Annotated in this window: 17 protein-coding genes and 5 tRNA genes; 2 read left to right on the top strand and 20 right to left on the bottom strand. The window is 52.9% G+C overall.

Translation table 11 applies throughout. The annotated features are described in order from the left end of the window. Positions 1–48 precede the first annotated feature (48 nt). Positions 49–1101, bottom strand: a complete 1053-nt coding sequence (gene aroG, locus M2433_RS07085; protein WP_025757217.1) for a 3-deoxy-7-phosphoheptulonate synthase AroG — start codon at positions 1099–1101, stop codon at positions 49–51. Positions 1102–1405: 304 nt separating this feature from the next. Between aroG and M2433_RS07080 the strand changes: the two genes are divergently transcribed. After that, positions 1406–1783, top strand: a complete 378-nt coding sequence (locus M2433_RS07080; RefSeq protein WP_047347058.1) for a YbgS-like family protein — start codon at positions 1406–1408, stop codon at positions 1781–1783. A 105-nt stretch (positions 1784–1888) separates the two neighbouring features. After that, complete coding sequence (gene zitB / locus M2433_RS07075) at positions 1889–2827, top strand: CDF family zinc transporter ZitB (RefSeq protein ID WP_429053363.1); 939 nt, start codon at positions 1889–1891, stop codon at positions 2825–2827. On the opposite strand, the gene pnuC is transcribed toward zitB, so the two are convergent. From pnuC to mngB, 19 genes are all read right to left on the bottom strand, one after another. After that, the gene (gene pnuC, locus M2433_RS07070) at positions 2824–3543 is read right to left on the bottom strand and encodes a nicotinamide riboside transporter PnuC (protein ID WP_059310944.1); all 720 of its coding nucleotides are present in this window, start codon (positions 3541–3543) and stop codon (positions 2824–2826) included. The two genes, zitB and pnuC, sit on opposite strands and share 4 nt — an antisense overlap. A 22-nt stretch (positions 3544–3565) precedes the next feature. After that, on the bottom strand, positions 3566–4609 hold the full coding sequence (nadA, locus tag M2433_RS07065; RefSeq protein ID WP_429053364.1) for a quinolinate synthase NadA: 1044 nt from the start codon (positions 4607–4609) through the stop codon (positions 3566–3568). A gap of 234 nt (positions 4610–4843) precedes the next feature. Further along, a tRNA-Lys gene (locus tag M2433_RS07060) sits at positions 4844–4919 on the bottom strand. Positions 4920–4943: 24 nt separating this feature from the next. Beyond that, a tRNA-Lys gene (locus M2433_RS07055) sits at positions 4944–5019 on the bottom strand. A 47-nt stretch (positions 5020–5066) separates the two neighbouring features. Beyond that, a tRNA-Lys gene (locus tag M2433_RS07050) sits at positions 5067–5142 on the bottom strand. Positions 5143–5145: 3 nt separating this feature from the next. Beyond that, positions 5146–5221, bottom strand: a tRNA-Val gene (locus tag M2433_RS07045). Positions 5222–5248: 27 nt separating this feature from the next. Then, positions 5249–5324, bottom strand: a tRNA-Lys gene (locus M2433_RS07040). 161 nt (positions 5325–5485) lie between these two features. Further along, positions 5486–6280, bottom strand: a complete 795-nt coding sequence (gene cpoB, locus M2433_RS07035) for a cell division protein CpoB (RefSeq protein WP_429053365.1) — start codon at positions 6278–6280, stop codon at positions 5486–5488. 9 nt (positions 6281–6289) lie between these two features. After that, complete coding sequence (pal, locus tag M2433_RS07030; RefSeq protein WP_003858578.1) at positions 6290–6811, bottom strand: peptidoglycan-associated lipoprotein Pal; 522 nt, start codon at positions 6809–6811, stop codon at positions 6290–6292. Between the two features lie 35 nt (positions 6812–6846). Further along, positions 6847–8139: a Tol-Pal system beta propeller repeat protein TolB gene (gene tolB, locus M2433_RS07025; protein WP_063955533.1), complete on the bottom strand. Its 1293-nt coding sequence runs from the start codon at positions 8137–8139 to the stop codon at positions 6847–6849. 111 nt (positions 8140–8250) lie between these two features. Continuing rightward, complete coding sequence (tolA, locus tag M2433_RS07020; protein ID WP_429053366.1) at positions 8251–9537, bottom strand: cell envelope integrity protein TolA; 1287 nt, start codon at positions 9535–9537, stop codon at positions 8251–8253. 28 nt (positions 9538–9565) lie between these two features. After that, complete coding sequence (tolR, locus tag M2433_RS07015) at positions 9566–9994, bottom strand: colicin uptake protein TolR (protein WP_003858589.1); 429 nt, start codon at positions 9992–9994, stop codon at positions 9566–9568. A 3-nt stretch (positions 9995–9997) separates the two neighbouring features. Beyond that, positions 9998–10690, bottom strand: a complete 693-nt coding sequence (gene tolQ, locus M2433_RS07010) for a Tol-Pal system protein TolQ (RefSeq protein WP_008501101.1) — start codon at positions 10688–10690, stop codon at positions 9998–10000. Then, positions 10687–11091, bottom strand: coding sequence for a tol-pal system-associated acyl-CoA thioesterase (ybgC, locus tag M2433_RS07005; protein ID WP_003858593.1), 405 nt, complete (start codon positions 11089–11091; stop codon positions 10687–10689). Before ybgC ends, tolQ begins: the two co-directional genes overlap by 4 nt. A gap of 148 nt (positions 11092–11239) precedes the next feature. Next, positions 11240–11530 carry a cyd operon protein YbgE gene (ybgE, locus tag M2433_RS07000; protein WP_008501100.1) on the bottom strand — a complete coding sequence of 97 codons (291 nt, stop codon included), beginning with the start codon at positions 11528–11530 and terminating at the stop codon, positions 11240–11242. Continuing rightward, complete coding sequence (gene cydX, locus M2433_RS06995) at positions 11530–11643, bottom strand: cytochrome bd-I oxidase subunit CydX (RefSeq protein WP_003858598.1); 114 nt, start codon at positions 11641–11643, stop codon at positions 11530–11532. Before cydX ends, ybgE begins: the two co-directional genes overlap by 1 nt. Positions 11644–11657: 14 nt before the next feature. Next, complete coding sequence (gene cydB, locus M2433_RS06990; RefSeq protein WP_429053367.1) at positions 11658–12797, bottom strand: cytochrome d ubiquinol oxidase subunit II; 1140 nt, start codon at positions 12795–12797, stop codon at positions 11658–11660. A 15-nt stretch (positions 12798–12812) separates the two neighbouring features. After that, entirely contained in the window at positions 12813–14381 is a 1569-nt protein-coding gene (gene cydA / locus M2433_RS06985) for a cytochrome ubiquinol oxidase subunit I (RefSeq protein WP_008501098.1), read from the bottom strand. 681 nt (positions 14382–15062) lie between these two features. Next, positions 15063–17693: a mannosylglycerate hydrolase gene (mngB, locus tag M2433_RS06980; RefSeq protein WP_429053368.1), complete on the bottom strand. Its 2631-nt coding sequence runs from the start codon at positions 17691–17693 to the stop codon at positions 15063–15065. Positions 17694–17697: the final 4 nt, after the last annotated feature.

Genomic DNA, 17697 nt, shown 5'->3' with positions numbered 1-17697 from the left:
ATAAAAAAAGCGCGGAGCCTTCCGCGCTTTTTTATTTCTGCATCCGCATTAACCGCGACGCGCTTTTACCGCGTTCGCCAGCTGACGCAGAATCGTGTCGGTATCGTCCCAGCCGATACAGGCATCCGTGACGCTCTTACCGTAGACCAGTGGTTCGCTGCCTTCCAGGTTCTGGTTACCTTCAACCAGATGGCTTTCGATCATCACGCCAATCACCGCCTTCTCACCGCCGGCAATCTGCTGACAAACGTCTGCCCCCACTTCCATCTGCTTTTTGAACTGCTTGCTGGAGTTGGCATGGCTGAAATCGATCATCACCTGCGGTGGCAGCCCGGCTTTTTCCAGCCCGACCTTCACTTCTGCGACATGTTTTGCACTGTAGTTTGGCTCTTTGCCGCCGCGCAAAATGATATGGCAGTCGCCGTTGCCGCTAGTGTTAACGATGGCGGAATGACCCCATTTAGTCACCGACAGGAAGCAGTGCGGTGCGCCAGCAGCATTGATGGCATCAATAGCTACCTTTATCGTGCCATCCGTGCCGTTTTTAAAACCAACCGGGCAAGAGAGGCCGGAAGCCAGCTCGCGGTGAACCTGAGATTCCGTGGTGCGGGCACCTATTGCGCCCCAGCTCATCAGGTCTGCCAGGTATTGTGGCGTAATCATGTCCAGGAACTCACCCGCGGCGGGCAGTCCGCTGTCGTTAATCTCCAGCAGCAGCTTGCGCGCGATGCGCAGACCGTCGTTGATCTGGAAGCTGTTATCCATATGCGGATCGTTAATCAGCCCTTTCCAGCCCACGGTGGTACGCGGTTTTTCAAAGTACACGCGCATCACGATTTCCAGCTCGCCTTTCAGTTCTTCACGCAGGGTGAGCAGACGGGCTGCGTACTCTTTCGCGGCTGCCGGGTCGTGGATAGAGCACGGACCAATGACCACCAGAAGACGATCGTCATTACCTTTCAGGATCTTATGGATCGCTTTACGAGCATGAGAAACCGTGTTTGCGGCATTTTCAGTGGCGGGGAATTTCTCAAGGAGTGCTACAGGAGGTAATAACTCATTGATCTCTTTAATACGTAAATCGTCGTTCTGATAATTCATTTTCTTTCCAGCTCTGCCATATCTTTAGTAATGAAAGCAATCCTTTCAATCTATCTTGTCGACCAGGAAGTGTAAACACGGTTTTACACTTCACGCAGATAATTCCTGGAATTAGCCTAAAAATCGCCACAAAATAGCGAAAAACGAGATCTCACCTAAGCTTTTTAACTGTAACAACCATTTTTACACGCTTAAACGCGATTCCCTACTGACGTAAGTCGGTAAGGCGGGATCTTTCGCCTCTGAAAAAGATGCACTGTTGGAGAATGTTATCCAGCGTAACGACAAGAACAGGAGCACCATGATGAAAATGACAAAACTGGCAACCCTCTTCCTGACTGCCACACTCACCCTGGCAAGCGGCAGCGTCCTTGCTGCGGAAACGAGCTCATCGGGTAATGGCGATGCTAACGCGGCTGCGTCAGCAGGCCAGGTGGCCCCTGATGCCAAACAGAATGTCGCCCCGAACAATGTCGATAATAGCCAAATTAATACCGGGAACACGAACACCGGCGGCACGATGCTTCACCCTAATGGTACCGACTCTGGCACCATGAATCATGACAATATGAGCAAGGATGAGGTTCACAAAAACACGATGTGTAAAGACGGCCGTTGCCCGGACGCGAATGACAAAGTGGGCGATGATGCCAATACCAAAACCGATGGCACGACCCAATAATCCGTTGCGATCGAAAGAAAAAGGAGAGCTCAGGCTCTCCTTTCTTTTTGGAGCAACCCATTAAAAACGCTACACTAAAAACAATAATAAATCAGGAAAGCAGACATGGCGCACACCCATTCACACTCACATACCCCGGGCAACGACAACGCAAAAAGACTGATGCTGGCCTTTGGCGTCACGGCAACGTTTATGGTCATCGAAGTCATTGGCGGGCTGGTTTCCGGCTCTCTGGCGCTTCTGGCTGATGCCGGACATATGCTGACAGATGCAGCAGCGCTGCTCTTCGCTCTGCTGGCCGTCCAGTTTGCTCGTCGCCCTCCAAATGCGCGCCATACCTTCGGCTGGCTGAGGCTGACCACCCTTGCCGCGTTTGTTAACGCCATTGCTCTGGTGGTTATTACCGTTCTTATCGTCTGGGAGGCCGTACAGCGCTTCAGGCACCCTCAGCCGATTGCCGGGGCGACAATGATGGTGATTGCCGTGGCAGGGCTGGTGGCGAATATTCTGGCATTCTGGATTTTGCACCGCGGCAGCGGGGAGAAGAACCTCAACGTGCGGGCGGCCGCCCTGCACGTGCTGGGCGATTTGCTCGGTTCAGTCGGGGCGATCGTGGCCGCACTGGTGATCCTTTATACTGGCTGGACGCCTGTCGATCCGATTCTGTCCGTGCTGGTATCGTGTCTGGTGTTGCGCAGCGCCTGGCGGCTGCTGAAGGAGAGCGTCAATGAACTGCTTGAAGGGGCTCCGGCCTCCCTGGATATCGACGAGCTGAAGCGCAACCTGCGCCGTTCTGTCCCGGAAGTCCGCAACGTCCATCATGTTCACGTCTGGCTGGTAGGGGAGAAACCGGTCATGACGTTACACGTCCAGGTCATTCCGCCGCACGACCACGATGCGCTGCTTGAACGCATCCAGCACTTCCTTGAACATCATTACGAAATTGGCCACGCCACCATCCAGATGGAGTATCAGCCCTGTAACGGGCCGGACTGCCACCTTAACGAGGCGCAGTCCGGCCATTCACATCATCATCACCACTAGCTGGAAAGCGCGTGAGAGCCACGCTCACGCGCGCTGTTAATCCACATCCGGCTACCGTTCAGCGCGATGAAGGTCAGAAGCAGATATTCCAGCGACATGGCATAGACGCCCTGCAGAGCAAAAATCACCACGCTGATAACGTTAATGATGACCCACAGCAGCCAGTTCTCAACGTATTTGCGGGTCATCAGGATCATTGCCGCAATCGACAGTACCATCATGCAGGAATCCCAGAACGGGAAGGCATCCGGCTGGAGCTCCGGCATCGTCACATTCAGGCCGATACCGGACATGACCGTAACGGCAACGCGGGTCAGGAACGCAAACACCGGGTTGATATAGACGGTCATTAAACCAATGGCCACCACGCAGGCGGCAAGCCAGGCGATGGCTTTTGGCAACGGCAGCCAGCGGATTTGAAGCTCGGCCTCCTGCTGGCTGTTCTGACGCGACCACGCGTACCAGCCGTAAATATTGGCGGCAAAGAAGAACAGCTGCAAAAGCAGGCTGGCATAGAGCTGGATCTGGAAGAAGATAATCGCAAACAACGTGACGTTAATGAGCCCGAACGCGTAGTTGCTGATCTTCTCCAGGCTGGCGAGCCAGATACACAGTAATCCCGCCAGCGTGCCAACGGCCTCAATCCATGACAGGTCATAGCCACCTGCACCAATCGGTATATGAACCAGAATGTTCTGTGTGCTAAAAAAATCCATCTTTTCCCCTGGGCGTATTGAATTAAGTACGTAGTGTAGCCGCAAAATCCAGCATGCGGTTAAGCGGAATTAACGCACCTTCACGCAGAGCAGCATCCACATGAATTTCATGCGCTGCACCGCCGGTCTCAAGCCCTTCGGCAATGGCCTTCAGGCCGTTCATTGCCATCCACGGGCAGTGTGCGCAGCTGCGGCACGTTGCCCCCTCGCCTGCCGTTGGCGCTTCGAGAAGCTCTTTTTCTGGCACCGCCTGCTGCATCTTGTAGAAGATACCGCGATCGGTCGCCACGATAAGCTGCCTGTTAGGCAACGTTCTGGCAGCGTTAATAAGCTGGCTGGTTGAACCCACGGCATCCGCCATGTCGACAATCGACTGCGGTGATTCAGGGTGAACAAGAATGGCGGCGTCAGGATAAAGCGCCTTCATGCGGGCCAGCGCCTGAGTCTTGAATTCGTCGTGCACAATGCAGGCGCCCTGCCAGCAGAGGACGTCAGCCCCCGTCTGCTTCTGGACATAATTTCCGAGATGGCGGTCAGGCGCCCAGATAATTTTCTCACCCATACTGTCCAGGTGTTCAATCAATTCAACGGCGATGCTTGACGTGACCACCCAGTCTGCCCGCGCTTTTACCGCCGCGGAGGTGTTGGCATAAACCACCACGGTCCGGTCAGGATGGGCATCGCAGAACGCGGTGAATTCGTCAATCGGGCAGCCGAGATCCAGTGAACACTCCGCATTAAGCGTTGGCATCAGAATGGTTTTTTCAGGGCTGAGGATCTTTGCCGTTTCGCCCATAAAGCGCACGCCTGCGACCAGTAGCGTGGAAGCCGGATGTCTTGCACCGAAGCGCGCCATCTCCAGTGAGTCAGAAATACAGCCGCCGGTCTCTTCCGCCAGCTGCTGAATTTCCGGATCGGTATAGTAATGGGCCACCATCACCGCATCTCGCTCTTTAAGAAGACGCTTGATCTTCTCGCGGTAGAATTGCTTTTCATCCTGGCTCAGCGGGACAGGTTTTGGCGGAAACGGATAGATTGCGGCTTCAGGATCAAACATCACGCTCATTATGGCTTCTCGTTTTACTGGCTTAACAATATTGCCTTTCTTTTGCCTTACATAGCAAAACGCACGGCAATTGTGTTTTGTATACTAAACAATATAGCGAATTTGAGAAGAAAAGTCACCGGGTATAGGTACACATAGCATTTGTCGGGTGGCGGCTTCGCCTTACCCGACCTACAGGAGAGGATTCTGAAACTTCAGATAGCAAAAAGGCGCCTTTAGGGCGCCTTTCTACACTGGTGGGTCGTGCAGGATTCGAACCTGCGACCAATTGATTAAAAGTCAACTGCTCTACCAACTGAGCTAACGACCCCTTGCGGGATTTTTTTCTTCGAAGTGGTGGGTCGTGCAGGATTCGAACCTGCGACCAATTGATTAAAAGTCAACTGCTCTACCAACTGAGCTAACGACCCATTCGGGTGCTGACTTCGAAGATTTTTTACTCGGTACCACTTTTAAGTGGTGGGTCGTGCAGGATTCGAACCTGCGACCAATTGATTAAAAGTCAACTGCTCTACCAACTGAGCTAACGACCCGAGTGGTGGGTGATGACGGGCTCGAACCGCCGACCCCCTCCGTGTAAAGGAGATGCTCTACCAACTGAGCTAATCACCCACTCTGTACTGCCGGTATTGCGTTAAGTGGTGGGTCGTGCAGGATTCGAACCTGCGACCAATTGATTAAAAGTCAACTGCTCTACCAACTGAGCTAACGACCCACTTTTACGCTGTTTTCACGTTGTTTGATATCCCGTGGCAACGGCGGCATATATTACTGATTTAAGAATTCAGCGCAACAAAAATTTCGATGAAGATCACTTAACTGCTTAGTAATCATGCTGCACGACCAGAAATAACGCGATTTCTGGTCATGCGATAATCATCCCATCGAATTCAGACGTTTTTGCGCCTGCTTAGCACCTTCGGTGCCCGGGAATTTTGCAACCACCTGCTGATAAACCGCTTTGGCTTTCGCAGTGTCGCCTTTGTCCTGCATGATAACGCCCACTTTGTACATCGCATCAGGCGCTTTTGGCGATTTCGGGTAGTTTTTCACCACGGAGGCAAAATAAAACGCCGCATCGTCCTTTTTACCCTTGTTGTAATTCAGCTGACCGAGCCAGTAATTCGCATTTGGCTGATAAGTGGAATCAGGGTATTTCTTAACGAAGCTCTGAAACGCAGCAAGCGCCTCATCCTGACGAGATTGATCCTGCACCAGGGCAATGGCAGCGTTGTAATCCGTATTCGCGTCACCGCTCTGTACAGGCGCGCCTGCTGAAGCAGATGCATCCGCTGCCGGTGCAGATGTCGCCGCACCACTCTGATCGCCTGCTGCTGGCTGTGCTTGTGCTGCACCACCACCGCTGCTCAGGCTATCTATCTGCAACAAGATTTGCTTTTGACGTTCCACAACCTGGTTAAGCTGATACTGGCTTTCCTGAATCTGTCCGCGGAGAGAGTCAATATCGCTTTGGTTATCAGAAAGTTGTTGCTGGAGTTGGGTTAAAAGCTGGCTGTGAGCGTTAGAAATACGCTCGAGTTGGGTGACCCGGTCTTCTACCGAGCCTGAGCCGACACTACTGATTGGTGCCTGAGCAAAAGCGGCCCAGGGGGCCGCTATTCCAACCAGTAACGACAGACTCAACAGATGATGTCTGAAGTTACTGCTCATGCAATTCTCTTAGTAAACCAGTACGGCACGACGGTTTTTGGAGTAAGCCGCTTCGTCGTGACCCAGTACTGCAGGTTTTTCTTTACCGTAAGAAACGATGGAGATCTGGTCAGCAGAAACGCCTTTACCCTGCAGGTACATTTTAACAGCGTTAGCACGACGTTCACCCAGGGAGATGTTGTACTCTGGAGTACCACGTTCGTCCGCGTGACCTTCTACGGTGACTTTGTAAGATGGGTTGCTACGCAGGAAGTTAGCGTGAGCGTCCAGCATCGCAGCGAAGTCAGAACGGATGTCGTATTTATCCAGATCGAAGTAAACGATGTTGTTCTGCTGCAGCTGCTGCATCTGAAGACGCGCTTGCTCTTCAGAAGACATGTTGCCATTGCCGTTCGCGTCCATACCGGTGCCGGCACCCATCATGCCTTCGCCGCTCTGGTCATTGCTGGCGTTCTTGTTAGAAGAACACGCTGCGATTGCCATTACAGGCAGAGCGATCATCAGCCCCTTCAGCACTTTGTTCAGTTGCATTTCTATGATTCCTTTAGTAATCAATTAATTATTATTTACAGATACGGCGACCAGGCAGGTGATTTTACCTGTCCATCAGTTGCCGGAATACGCGCTTTGAAACGCCCATCTGTAGAAACCAGATTCAGCACAGATCCCATCCCCTGAGAAGAGCTGTAGATTACCATAGTGCCGTTAGGTGCCAGACTTGGCGTTTCATCCAGGAACGTTGACGACAGAACTTGAACGCCACCCGCTACCAGATCTTGTTTGGCAATGTGCTGCTGCCCACCGTTGGAGCTCACCATTACCATAAATTTACCGTCGCTGCTCACGTCTGAGTTCTGGTTCTGAGAACCTTCCCAGGAAATACGCTGCGGAGCACCGCCGTTAATGTTCACTTTATAGATTTGTGGACGGCCAGCCTGGTCAGAGGTAAATGCCAGGTTTTGACTGTCCGGGAACCATGATGGTTCGGTGTTGTTGCTACGACCATCGGTCACCTGACGGATCTGGCCAGAGCCAATGTCCATCACGTAGAGGTTCAGGCTACCGGTTTTAGACAGCGCAAAGGCCAGTTTAGACCCGTCCGGAGAGAACGAAGGCGCACCGTTGTGACGAGGGAATGACGCCACCTGACGAACAGCACCGTTGGCCAGCGTCTGGATAACCAGCGCAGAACGTCCGCTTTCGAAGGTTACGTAGGCCAGCTTAGAGCCATCCGGAGACCAGGCTGGAGACATCAGAGGCTGGGAAGAACGTTTCACCAGGAACTGGTTGTAGCCATCGTAGTCAGATACGCGCAGCTCATACGGGAACTGACCACCGTTGGTCTGGACCACATAAGCAATACGTGTACGGAATGCACCTTTGATGCCGGTCAGTTTTTCGAATACCCCATCGCTGGCGGCGTGTGCCGCATAGCGCAGGTACTGTTTAGTGACCTTGTAAGAGTTCTGTGCCAGAACGGTACCTGGTGCACCGCCGGTATCAACCAGCTGCCAGGCCACGTTGTAAGAACCGTCCGGGTTAGGAGTAACCTGACCCACAACCACGGCATCAATACCCAGTGCAGACCATGCCGCAGGCTGGACTTCCTGCGCGCTACCCGGCTGCTGAGGCAGACGAGAACGATCTAACGGGTTGAATTTACCGCTGTTACGCAGGTCAGCCGCCACGATGCCACCGGCATCTTCAGGTGCAGCGCCAGGACCGGCCCACTGGAACGGAACAACACCGATTGGGCGTGCCGAGTCGTTCCAGTCAGTAATATCGATGCTGACCGTTGCATGTACTGTTGCAGTTAACAGTACTAAAAAACCAAAAGCTAATCGTAATGCCTGCTTCATCATATCTCCCTTATCCGAACAATAAGTCCTGGATAATTTAGCAGAAGGTTAACAAACTCATATACACAAAACTATCAGAACCCGTTAACGGGGGTACCGTTACCGCTCTGCTTATGGCTTAAAGTTCAGCGAGGCATCTTTAAATACCTCGTAGACAGCCTGAGTAGGTGGCTTAGGCAATTTGGCCTGGTTAACCGCCACAAGCGCGGCCTGGCATAATGCTTCATCCCCACCTTCTGACTCAACGCTCTTCACCAAACCGTCAGGAGCCAGCTTAATATGCAGCCTGCACGTTTTCCCGGTATACAGTGATTTATCGTTAAGCCTGCTGGATATAGCCGCAGCTATCTGGTTCTTATAGTCATTGATCTCAGCGCCAGTAGCACCGTTACTCTTAGTGTTACCACTTCCCGTCGGCGCTGCGTTGTTTCCTTTTGCACCACCGCCAGTTTTCGGCGCATTCTTACCTGAACTCAGGTCGCCCAACAGATCGTCAACACCGGCAGCAGCGGCGGCTTTTTCAGCGGCGGCAGCTTTTTTCGCAGCCGCTTTTTCAGCCGCGGCTTTCTTATCGGCAGCGGCCTTCTCAGCTGCAGCTTTTTTATCAGCAGCGGCTTTTTCTGCTGCTGCCGCTTTTTCTGCAGCAGCTTTCTCAGCGGCAGCCGCTTTCTTCGCAGCCTCGGCAGCAGCTTTCTTCTCTGCTTCCTGAGCGGCTTTCTTCGCGGCTTCTGCTTCAGCTTTCTTCTGAGCGTCAGCAGCGGCTTTCGCTTCGGCTTTCTTCTGAGCATCAGCAGCCGCTTTCTTCGCAGCTTCCGCTTCGGCTTTCTTCTGGGCATCAGCAGCGGCTTTTTTCGCGGCTTCCGCTTCAGCTTGCTTCTGAGCATCAGCAGCCGCTTTCTTCGCCGCTTCGGCCGCTAATTTTGCCTGGGCATCAGCCTGCGCTTTGGCGTCCGCTGCGGCTTTTGCTGCCGCCTCTTCCGCCTGCTTCTGCTGTTGCTGGGCTTGTTTCGCTGCGGCTTCCGCTTGTTTCTGCTGTTCTGCCTGCTCTTTCGCGGCTTCCTGTGCCTGCAAACGTTCTTTCTCAAGCTGCTTCAGACGTTCCTGCTCGGCGGCCTGCTTTTCACGCAGTTCTTCCGCTTGCTGTTGCGCCTGTTTTTCACGCTGCTCTTCCGCCCGTTTCGCACTCGCCTGCTGCTGTTGCTGGCGATTATAGTTCTGCACTACCGCACCGGGATCCACCATCACGGCATCGATGGAGGATCCCCCACCGCCGCCTGAGGCATCAATGTGCTCATCGAACGAACTCCAGATCAGCGCTGCAAAGAGAATAACGTGCAGCACTGCGGAGACGATTATCGCTCGCTTAAGCTTGTCGTTCTGTTCGGTTGCCTTTGACACTATCGGTTCCCAAAAACTACGCGGATGATCAAATAGGTTGAGTCATTAAGCCAACTGACTTAACACCCGCACTATGTAGCAAGTTCAGCGCTTTAATAATTTCATCGTATGGTACGTCTTTCGCGCCACCGATTAAGAAGACCGTTTTCGGATTTGACTCCAGGCGACGCTGCGCTTCAGCAATAACCTGCTCGGGTGGAAGCTGATCCATACGATCTTTTTCTACCACTACGCTGTATTGCCCTACGCCGGAAACCTCAATGATAACCGGAGGATCGTCATTGGTGCTCACCGCCTGTGATTCTGTCGCATCCGGCAGATCCACTTCCACACTCTGGGTAATGATTGGCGCTGTCGCCATAAAGATCAGCAGCAGTACCAACAGAACATCCAGCAGTGGAACGATATTGATTTCGGACTTGAGCTCGCGACGACCTCGTCCACGCGATCTGGCCATGGTTTACCCCTTGTTGCTCTCGGTGCTGGTAAACGCCTGACGGTGCAGAATCGCAGTGAACTCTTCCATAAAGTTGTCGTAGTTCAGTTCCAGTTTGTTCACGCGCTGGTTCAGACGGTTATACGCCATAACCGCCGGGATTGCGGCAAACAGACCGATAGCGGTCGCAATCAGTGCTTCTGCAATACCCGGGGCAACCATCTGCAACGTCGCCTGCTTCACCGCGCCAAGCGCGATAAAGGCGTGCATGATCCCCCAAACGGTACCAAACAGACCGATATACGGGCTGATGGAACCTACCGTCCCGAGGAAAGGAATATGCGTTTCAAGGTTTTCCAGCTCACGGTTCATCGAGATACGCATCGCACGCGAGGCACCTTCCACGACCGCTTCCGGCGCATGATTGTTTGCGCGGTGCAGGCGGGCGAACTCTTTGAAGCCGCTATAGAAAATTTGTTCGGAGCCAGTAAGGTTTTCACGGCGTCCCTGGCTTTCCTGGTACAGACGAGAAAGCTCAATACCCGACCAGAACTTATCTTCAAACGCTTCAGCTTCACGGCCAGCGGCATTGAGGATACGCGTTCTCTGGATGATGATGGCCCAGGATGCGATTGAAAAACCAATCAAAATCAACATGATAAGTTTAACCAGAAGGCTTGCCTTCAGGAACAAATCAAGGATATTCATGTCAGTCACTGCTTAAACTCCGCGACAATAGACTTAGGAAGCGCACGAGGCTTCATTATGGTTGGATCAACACAAACAATCAGTACTTCAGCTGAGTTCAGTACGGTGTTCTCTGCGTTGACTATCCGCTGCGTGAAAACCAGTGAGGTCCCGCGCATTGATGTAATTTCAGTTTGGACTTCGAGCATATCGTCGAGTCTGGCAGGCGCAAAATACTCAAGCGTCATCTTGCGTACCACGAAGGCAACTCGCTCAGCCAACAGCACCTGTTGACTAAAGTGATGATGGCGCAGCATCTCTGTGCGTGCCCGTTCATAAAAAGCAACGTAGCTGGCGTGGTAAACCACACCACCGGCATCGGTATCTTCGTAATAGACACGAACCGGCCATCGAAACAGCGTTGTATTCACTTTACATCCCAGTAATGCAACAAAAGTTAGAGCTTTTAAACTTCGCTACTATACGCGCGGGAATGATGGTTTGGAATGGGAGAAAGTAAACGGAGAGTAAATTTTTATGGGCTCGGGTAAGCCCATAACGTTAACGGACATTTCTTATTCAGAAGAAGAAGAAAATCAAACCGGCGAGAAGCACCAGATCGGCAATGAGCGGGCAAAAAATTCCCTGCCAGTGAACGGCTTTCGGACGAAAGCCCACGCCGTGGATCACACCTGCGCACACCGCCCACATAATGAGGAAGCCGTGCCAGATTTCAAGCTCGCTGGTTTTCGCTGCAAAGCGCGAAGGGTCCCAGAAGATACAACCTGCCAGCAGTAATGCCATCACTAAAGAAAGCGCCCGTAACGGGCGCTTATCCATTACCGCGTAAAGTTTCGCGATAATATTCATCAGTGTTTTTCTTCACCCGCTTTGGTCGCTTCCACGTGCTCAAGCGCCAGGGCAGTGATGACACCAAATGCACAGGCAAGAAGCGTCCCTAAAATCCATGCGAAATACCACATATTCAGCTCCTAACTTAGTACATAGAGTGGGTGTTGCTTTCGATATGTTCTTTGGTGATACGACCGAACATTTTCCAGTAACACCAGATGGTGTAGGCCAGAACAATCGGAACGAACACGCAAGCAACATACGTCATCAGGTTCAGCGTCATATGGCTGGAGGTCGCATCCCACATGGTCAGGCTAGCATTCAGCATGGTGCTGGATGGCATGACGAATGGGAACATTGCGATACCCGCCGTCAGGATGATGCACGCCAGCGTCAGTGAAGAGAACACGAACGCCAGAGCGCCTTTCTCCAGACGAGACGTCAGCACGGTCAGCAGCGGCAGCAACACGCCCAGAGCAGGAATAGCCCACAGCACTGGCGTCGTGTTGAAGTTCACCAGCCATGCACCCGCCTGACGCGCCACTTCTTTGGTCAGCGGATTAGACGGCGCAGTGTGGTTGATCGCAGACGTCACCACGTAACCATCAATGCCGTACACCACCCACACACCGGCCAGGGCGAAGCAGACCAGCGTAACCAGCGCAGCAACCTGAGCCGTCGCGCGAGAGCGCAGGTGCAGTTCACCCACAGTACGCATCTGCAGATAGGTTGCGCCCTGAGTGATGATCATCGCCACGCTCACAACACCGGCCAGCAGACCAAACGGATTCAGCAGCTGGAAGAAGTTACCGGTGTAGTAAAGACGCATATATTCGTCCATGTGGAACGGTACGCCCTGCAGCAGGTTACCGAACGCCACGCCGATCACCAGCGGTGGAACGAAGCTACCGATGAAGATGCCCCAGTCCCACATGTTGCGCCAGCGGGTGTCTTCAATCTTGGAACGGTAGTCGAAACCGACCGGACGGAAGAATAAAGAGGCCAGCACCAGAATCATCGCCACATAGAAACCGGAGAACGCAGCCGCGTAGACCATCGGCCAGGCAGCGAACAGCGCGCCGCCTGCGGTGATCAGCCACACCTGGTTACCGTCCCAGTGTGGGGCGATGGAGTTAATCATGATTCGACGCTCGGTGTCATTACGACCGAGGAAGCGGGTGAGCATCCCCACCCCCATGTCGAAACCATCCGTGACGGCAAAACCGATCAGCAGAACGCCGACCAACAGCCACCAGATAAAACGCAATACTTCATAATCGATCATTTGATGACTCCTGTCTTAGCGTGCCGGCTGAGTAGTCGCAGTGGACTGCTCGTAGTGATAGCGACCGGTTTTCAGGCTGCTTGGGCCAAGGCGCGCGAACTTGAACATCAGGAACAGTTCAGCCACCAGGAACAGGGTGTACAGACCACAAATCAGCAGCATGGAGAAGATCAGGTCGCCCGCTGTCAGGGACGAGTTCGCAACCGCCGTTGGCAGCACCTCACCGATTGCCCATGGCTGACGGCCATACTCCGCAACAAACCAACCGGATTCGATCGCGATCCACGGCAGTGGAATACCGTACAGCGCGGTGCGCAGCAGCCATTTTTTCTCGCCGATGCGGTTACGAATTACGGACCAGAAGGACGCCGCAATGATCAACAGCATGATGATGCCGCAGCCCACCATGATACGGAATGCAAAGTACAGTGGGGCAACACGCGGAATGGAATCTTTGGTGGCCATCTGGATCTGTGCTTCCGTCGCATCAGAAACGTTCGGGGTATAACGCTTCAGCAGCAGACCGTAACCCAGATCTTTCTTCACGTCGTTAAACTGGTCGCGAACAGCCTGGTCGGTAGAACCGGCACGCAGCTGTTCCAGCAGCGAGTAGGCCTTCATACCGTTACGGATACGCTCTTCGTGCTGAACCATCAGCTCTTTCAGACCCGTCACCTGCTTATCAACAGAACGGGTTGCGATGATACCCAGCGCGTATGGGATCTGAATAGCGAAGCGGTTTTCCTGCGCGTCCTGATCGGGAATACCGAACAGCGTAAAGGCAGCAGGTGCCGGTTGCGTTTCCCATTCAGCTTCGATGGCAGCCAGTTTGGTTTTCTGCACGTCACCCATTTCGTAACCGGATTCATCACCCAGAACGATAACAGAGAGGATTGCAGCCATACCGAAGCTTGCAGCGATAGCAAAGGAACGCTTAGCAAACGCGAAATCACGACCACGCAGCATGTAGTAAGAGCTGATGCCCAGCACAAACATCGCGCCGCATACATAGCCAGAGGCTACGGTGTGAACGAATTTAACCTGTGCAACCGGGTTCAGGACCAGCTCGGCAAAGCTGACCATCTCCATACGCATGGTTTCGAAGTTGAAATCAGACGCGATTGGGTTCTGCATCCAGCCGTTCGCCACCAGGATCCACAGCGCGGACAGGTTCGAACCTAATGCAACCAGCCAGGTCACTGCCATATGCTGGACTTTACCCAGACGGTCCCAGCCGAAGAAGAACAGACCTACAAAGGTGGATTCGAGGAAGAAGGCCATCAGACCTTCAATGGCCAGCGGCGCACCGAAGATATCCCCTACATAGTGGGAGTAGTAAGACCAGTTAGTCCCGAACTGGAACTCCATGGTCAGACCGGTTGCCACGCCCAGCGCGAAGTTGATACCAAACAACTTGCCCCAGAACTTGGTCATATCTTTATAAATCTGTTTGCCGGAGAGAACGTATACCGTTTCCATGATGGCCAGCAGGAACGCCATACCGAGCGTCAGTGGCACAAACAGGAAGTGGTACATCGCGGTCAAGGCAAACTGTAAGCGCGACAGTTCGACTATATCTAACATCATGACTCCTTGCTCATCGCATGAAGACTCCGAGAGTGAACCCCACCAGAGAGAGATCCACACGCATGCCCCAATACAAATTATTCGCATCCTTGTCGTCGTTATTACCCTGAAGGAGGATAAAAACGATGACGTGAGGTTACAAATACGTTAATAAAAAATTCAAATTGATCCCGCAAATATAATACGCTGCAAAACCCTTACAATAAACAGGTTTTTATTGAATCATATTTACGTTTTTCGACGGCGATCAATTTATAGCAAAATTACCACTTTTCGGCCATTTTGATCGGGGACAATTTAGCGCTTTTCAGTGACTTTTTCCAAGGATTAAACTTTGATTTAAATCAAAAACAACCATTGTTGTTAACCATGTTTAATCGTAGTAAGAATGGTAAAAACCATGTTAACGATATGTGCATGCAAAGATGTGATTGGTTATCGAAGACGGGAAAAAATATAAACAGAAGTGATTTTAATTAACGCGTAAGAAAAGCCTCATTTCGCTGCGCGACAAACAATAAAGCATAGTCGGGCCGGGTTATTTTTTCATTGTATTTATGCAGCCATTCGCAATTACATTTATTTTACTTTTATCACTCCATAACTTAACACCGCTGTGTGACTATTGACTGAAAAAAGGCCGCAAACAGTGCAGCCTTTTAACGATATCAGCGGTTCTCAGGCAAGAAGAATGCTAAAGGTTCGCGACTGTCCCGGCATGAATGCCCCGACAATGCCCTCGTCTTCACCGTGGCCCATCAGCCGTTCATTCATGTCCGTTTCGCAGCACCGTTTCACCGTCGGATTCACAGATAGCGTCGCGTCACATGCGCTGGAAGCCGAAGGGTTGAACAGGCGGAGAATGAGCTCATTACGATCTTCAGCCTTTTTGAACGCACTGAGCACGCAACCCGTGGGCGAAAGCGCTAACAGACTGTAACTTTCCGGCGTGATAAACGACGCGCGATTCAGTTTCATCGCATCCCAGGGAATTTTGTTATAGCACTGCACTGGCGTTAACCACGATTTAGCCTGCTGGGCAACGCCCGCGTTTTCCGGCGTGCCGCTGAAGCTGAAAAGGCTAAAGCGACAGGTTAACGGCCCGCGCACCTGAGAGTCAGGAACAGGCATTTTGATCCCAGAAGGTCTGCCTGGACGCAACAGCAAATCTTCTTTCCCGAGCAGCCCCACGCCGCGCAGCAAGGTTAAGGCGAAGGCTTTTTTGTCATCGCCCACCACTTCAAACTCGCGCAGTCCCTCGGTGAAGAGCGCCAGCCCGTTGCGCTTTTCCTGCAGGACGGCATAGTTGAGTAAATTCCAGACGGGAACCGGCGCTTCTTTCCAACCCTCTTCAAGCCAAGTCGCCATCGCCGCGTCCTGCACCGGGCGAGTGAGCGAGCCAAACTGCGTATCTGCTAACACCTCCTGGGTCGCAAACGGCGTTGGGATCAGCACGCGAACGCGGTGGTCGTCGGCCTGATTATCCAGCCGCACCGCCACATCAACACGCCTGCTGTTATGGCTAAGCGTGATTTCAAACTCAGCGTCCAGATAGCCGTTTCGCTGACGCGACGCGCGTTCGGCCAGATTAGCCGGAACGGCAATTCGATGACGGATAGCCGCCCTGCTCTGCCAGCCTTCATGCGTGACCGCAACTTCGTGCTCGCCCTGCGCTGAAGTGAGTCTCCACTCTTCCCGCGAAGGCGAGTAGTCGTACTCATCGCCATCATCCGAGCTCTCTTCGATTTCCAGCACGCGGTCATAAATAAGCCCGCTTTCTTTATCCCGCAGGCGCAGCGTACCGTCATCGTTTAAGTCAATTTGCCAGAAGGCATTTTCAAGTAAGGATTCGGTATTTTTCACCGCCGGGAGCACCTTCCCGGCCACGTTCGGTTCGATATACAGCGTACGGTAGCCCATCGACGGCAGTATCTGGCTGAGCTGAATATCAAACTCCATAAACGGTTCGTAATTGCCGTAATGGACAATCTGCCGGTCAATAAGGCCGGGGTCGAGTTCGCGCGCGCTGCGGATGAAATAGGGGATCTCGTTGCCTTTTTCATCCCGCAGTCTGAACTGGCTGGCCCGCAGCCGAATCGTGGTATTCATTACCTCTTCACGCGGCCAGGGCATCAGGTTAAACATCACCAGCTTATCGGCGTCGCTTTGCGGCATGTTGTCGACAATCTTGCGCATATAGAAACGCGCCAGGTTGTCAGCCATGTCCTCAGCCAGTTCAAAGCGGGAGACAATCTCGCGATGCACCTTATCGCTGCAGCAGCAGCCGATGCTGTCGTGAGCGTGGTTTTTGAGGATCTCTTTCCACATCTTCTCCAGCAGGCCGTGGTGGTAGTCGAAGCCCAGCGTCCAGGCAAGCGTCGCCAGCGGCTCGAGGATATTGACAATTTTGTTCTCAATACGCGCGTGGGCGATTTTAATGTCCATGCGCGTGGAGCCGATGGTCCGGTGAACGCGCATGTATTTCCCGTCGATAAACTCCCCTTTAAGCGTCGCCAGCTCATCACGGTGCGCGTCGATATAATCAAACACGTCTTCGAAACGACTCATCACAAATTGACGCTGGGGATAGATTTCACGAAGCTTATCCATCACCGCGAAAATGTTCTGCTGCAGCGGCATCTGGTCGTGACCGTTGGGCAGTAATATCTCTTTGGTAACGGAGGCGTTTTCCAGTACCCCGAAATAGCTGTCGAGCCGTTTTCTCAGCCCTGCTTCGTCCTCCGGTAAGTACTTACCAATCGCGTAGCCCAGCGGCAGCACCTGCGCCGTCACTTCACTGCCGTCCTGGCTCTGCCAGAGAAACTCGGTTTTGTCGGTCCCGTGTCGTTCAGAACAGCCGCGCCAGAACATCGTGCGGGTAATGCCAAACCCGTTATAGATATGCGGTAGCTGGCCGGACATACCAAACGAATCCGGCAGATAGCCGATCCTCATCGGCTCGCCGAATGCCATACAGTCGCGCATGCCGTACATAAGGTTGCGGACAATCGACTCGCCGCTGACAATCGTGGTATCGGTCTGGGTGTACCAGGGCCCGATAATCAGCTTTCCTCGCTCCACCAGCGCTTTCACCCGCGGGCGGTTTTCGGGCACGACGGCAAAATAATCCTCCAGCACCGCCGTCTGTCCATCGAGGACGTAGTATTTGTACTCATCATCCTGCTCCAGACGGGTCAGGATCTCTTCCATATTATTGACCAGAAGAATACGCGACTCTTCGGTGGTGAAGTACCACTCACGGTCCCAGTGCATATGCGGCGTGATATGAACGCGAGATACGGCTTTCATCTTC

Source organism: Enterobacter sp. AC1 (assembly GCF_050434705.1).
Lineage (GTDB): Bacteria > Pseudomonadota > Gammaproteobacteria > Enterobacterales > Enterobacteriaceae > Enterobacter > Enterobacter cloacae_L.
Note: the sequence above shows the minus strand (reverse complement) of the source record. Positions and strands in the feature narration are given on the sequence as shown.

What these genes read in the sequence shown, in the direction of transcription:
- aroG (WP_025757217.1), bottom strand. Translation starts at nt 1,101, where the DNA reads ATGAATTATCAGAACGACGATTTACGTATTAAAGAGATCAATGAGTTA.
- M2433_RS07080 (WP_047347058.1), top strand. Translation starts at nt 1,406, where the DNA reads ATGAAAATGACAAAACTGGCAACCCTCTTCCTGACTGCCACACTCACC.
- zitB (WP_429053363.1), top strand. Translation starts at nt 1,889, where the DNA reads ATGGCGCACACCCATTCACACTCACATACCCCGGGCAACGACAACGCA.
- pnuC (WP_059310944.1), bottom strand. Translation starts at nt 3,543, where the DNA reads ATGGATTTTTTTAGCACACAGAACATTCTGGTTCATATACCGATTGGT.
- nadA (WP_429053364.1), bottom strand. Translation starts at nt 4,609, where the DNA reads ATGAGCGTGATGTTTGATCCTGAAGCCGCAATCTATCCGTTTCCGCCA.
- cpoB (WP_429053365.1), bottom strand. Translation starts at nt 6,280, where the DNA reads ATGAGCAGTAACTTCAGACATCATCTGTTGAGTCTGTCGTTACTGGTT.
- pal (WP_003858578.1), bottom strand. Translation starts at nt 6,811, where the DNA reads ATGCAACTGAACAAAGTGCTGAAGGGGCTGATGATCGCTCTGCCTGTA.
- tolB (WP_063955533.1), bottom strand. Translation starts at nt 8,139, where the DNA reads ATGAAGCAGGCATTACGATTAGCTTTTGGTTTTTTAGTACTGTTAACT.
- tolR (WP_003858589.1), bottom strand. Translation starts at nt 9,994, where the DNA reads ATGGCCAGATCGCGTGGACGAGGTCGTCGCGAGCTCAAGTCCGAAATC.
- ybgE (WP_008501100.1), bottom strand. Translation starts at nt 11,530, where the DNA reads ATGAATATTATCGCGAAACTTTACGCGGTAATGGATAAGCGCCCGTTA.
- cydX (WP_003858598.1), bottom strand. Translation starts at nt 11,643, where the DNA reads ATGTGGTATTTCGCATGGATTTTAGGGACGCTTCTTGCCTGTGCATTT.
- cydB (WP_429053367.1), bottom strand. Translation starts at nt 12,797, where the DNA reads ATGATCGATTATGAAGTATTGCGTTTTATCTGGTGGCTGTTGGTCGGC.
- cydA (WP_008501098.1), bottom strand. Translation starts at nt 14,381, where the DNA reads ATGTTAGATATAGTCGAACTGTCGCGCTTACAGTTTGCCTTGACCGCG.
- mngB (WP_429053368.1), bottom strand. Translation starts at nt 17,693, where the DNA reads ATGAAAGCCGTATCTCGCGTTCATATCACGCCGCATATGCACTGGGAC.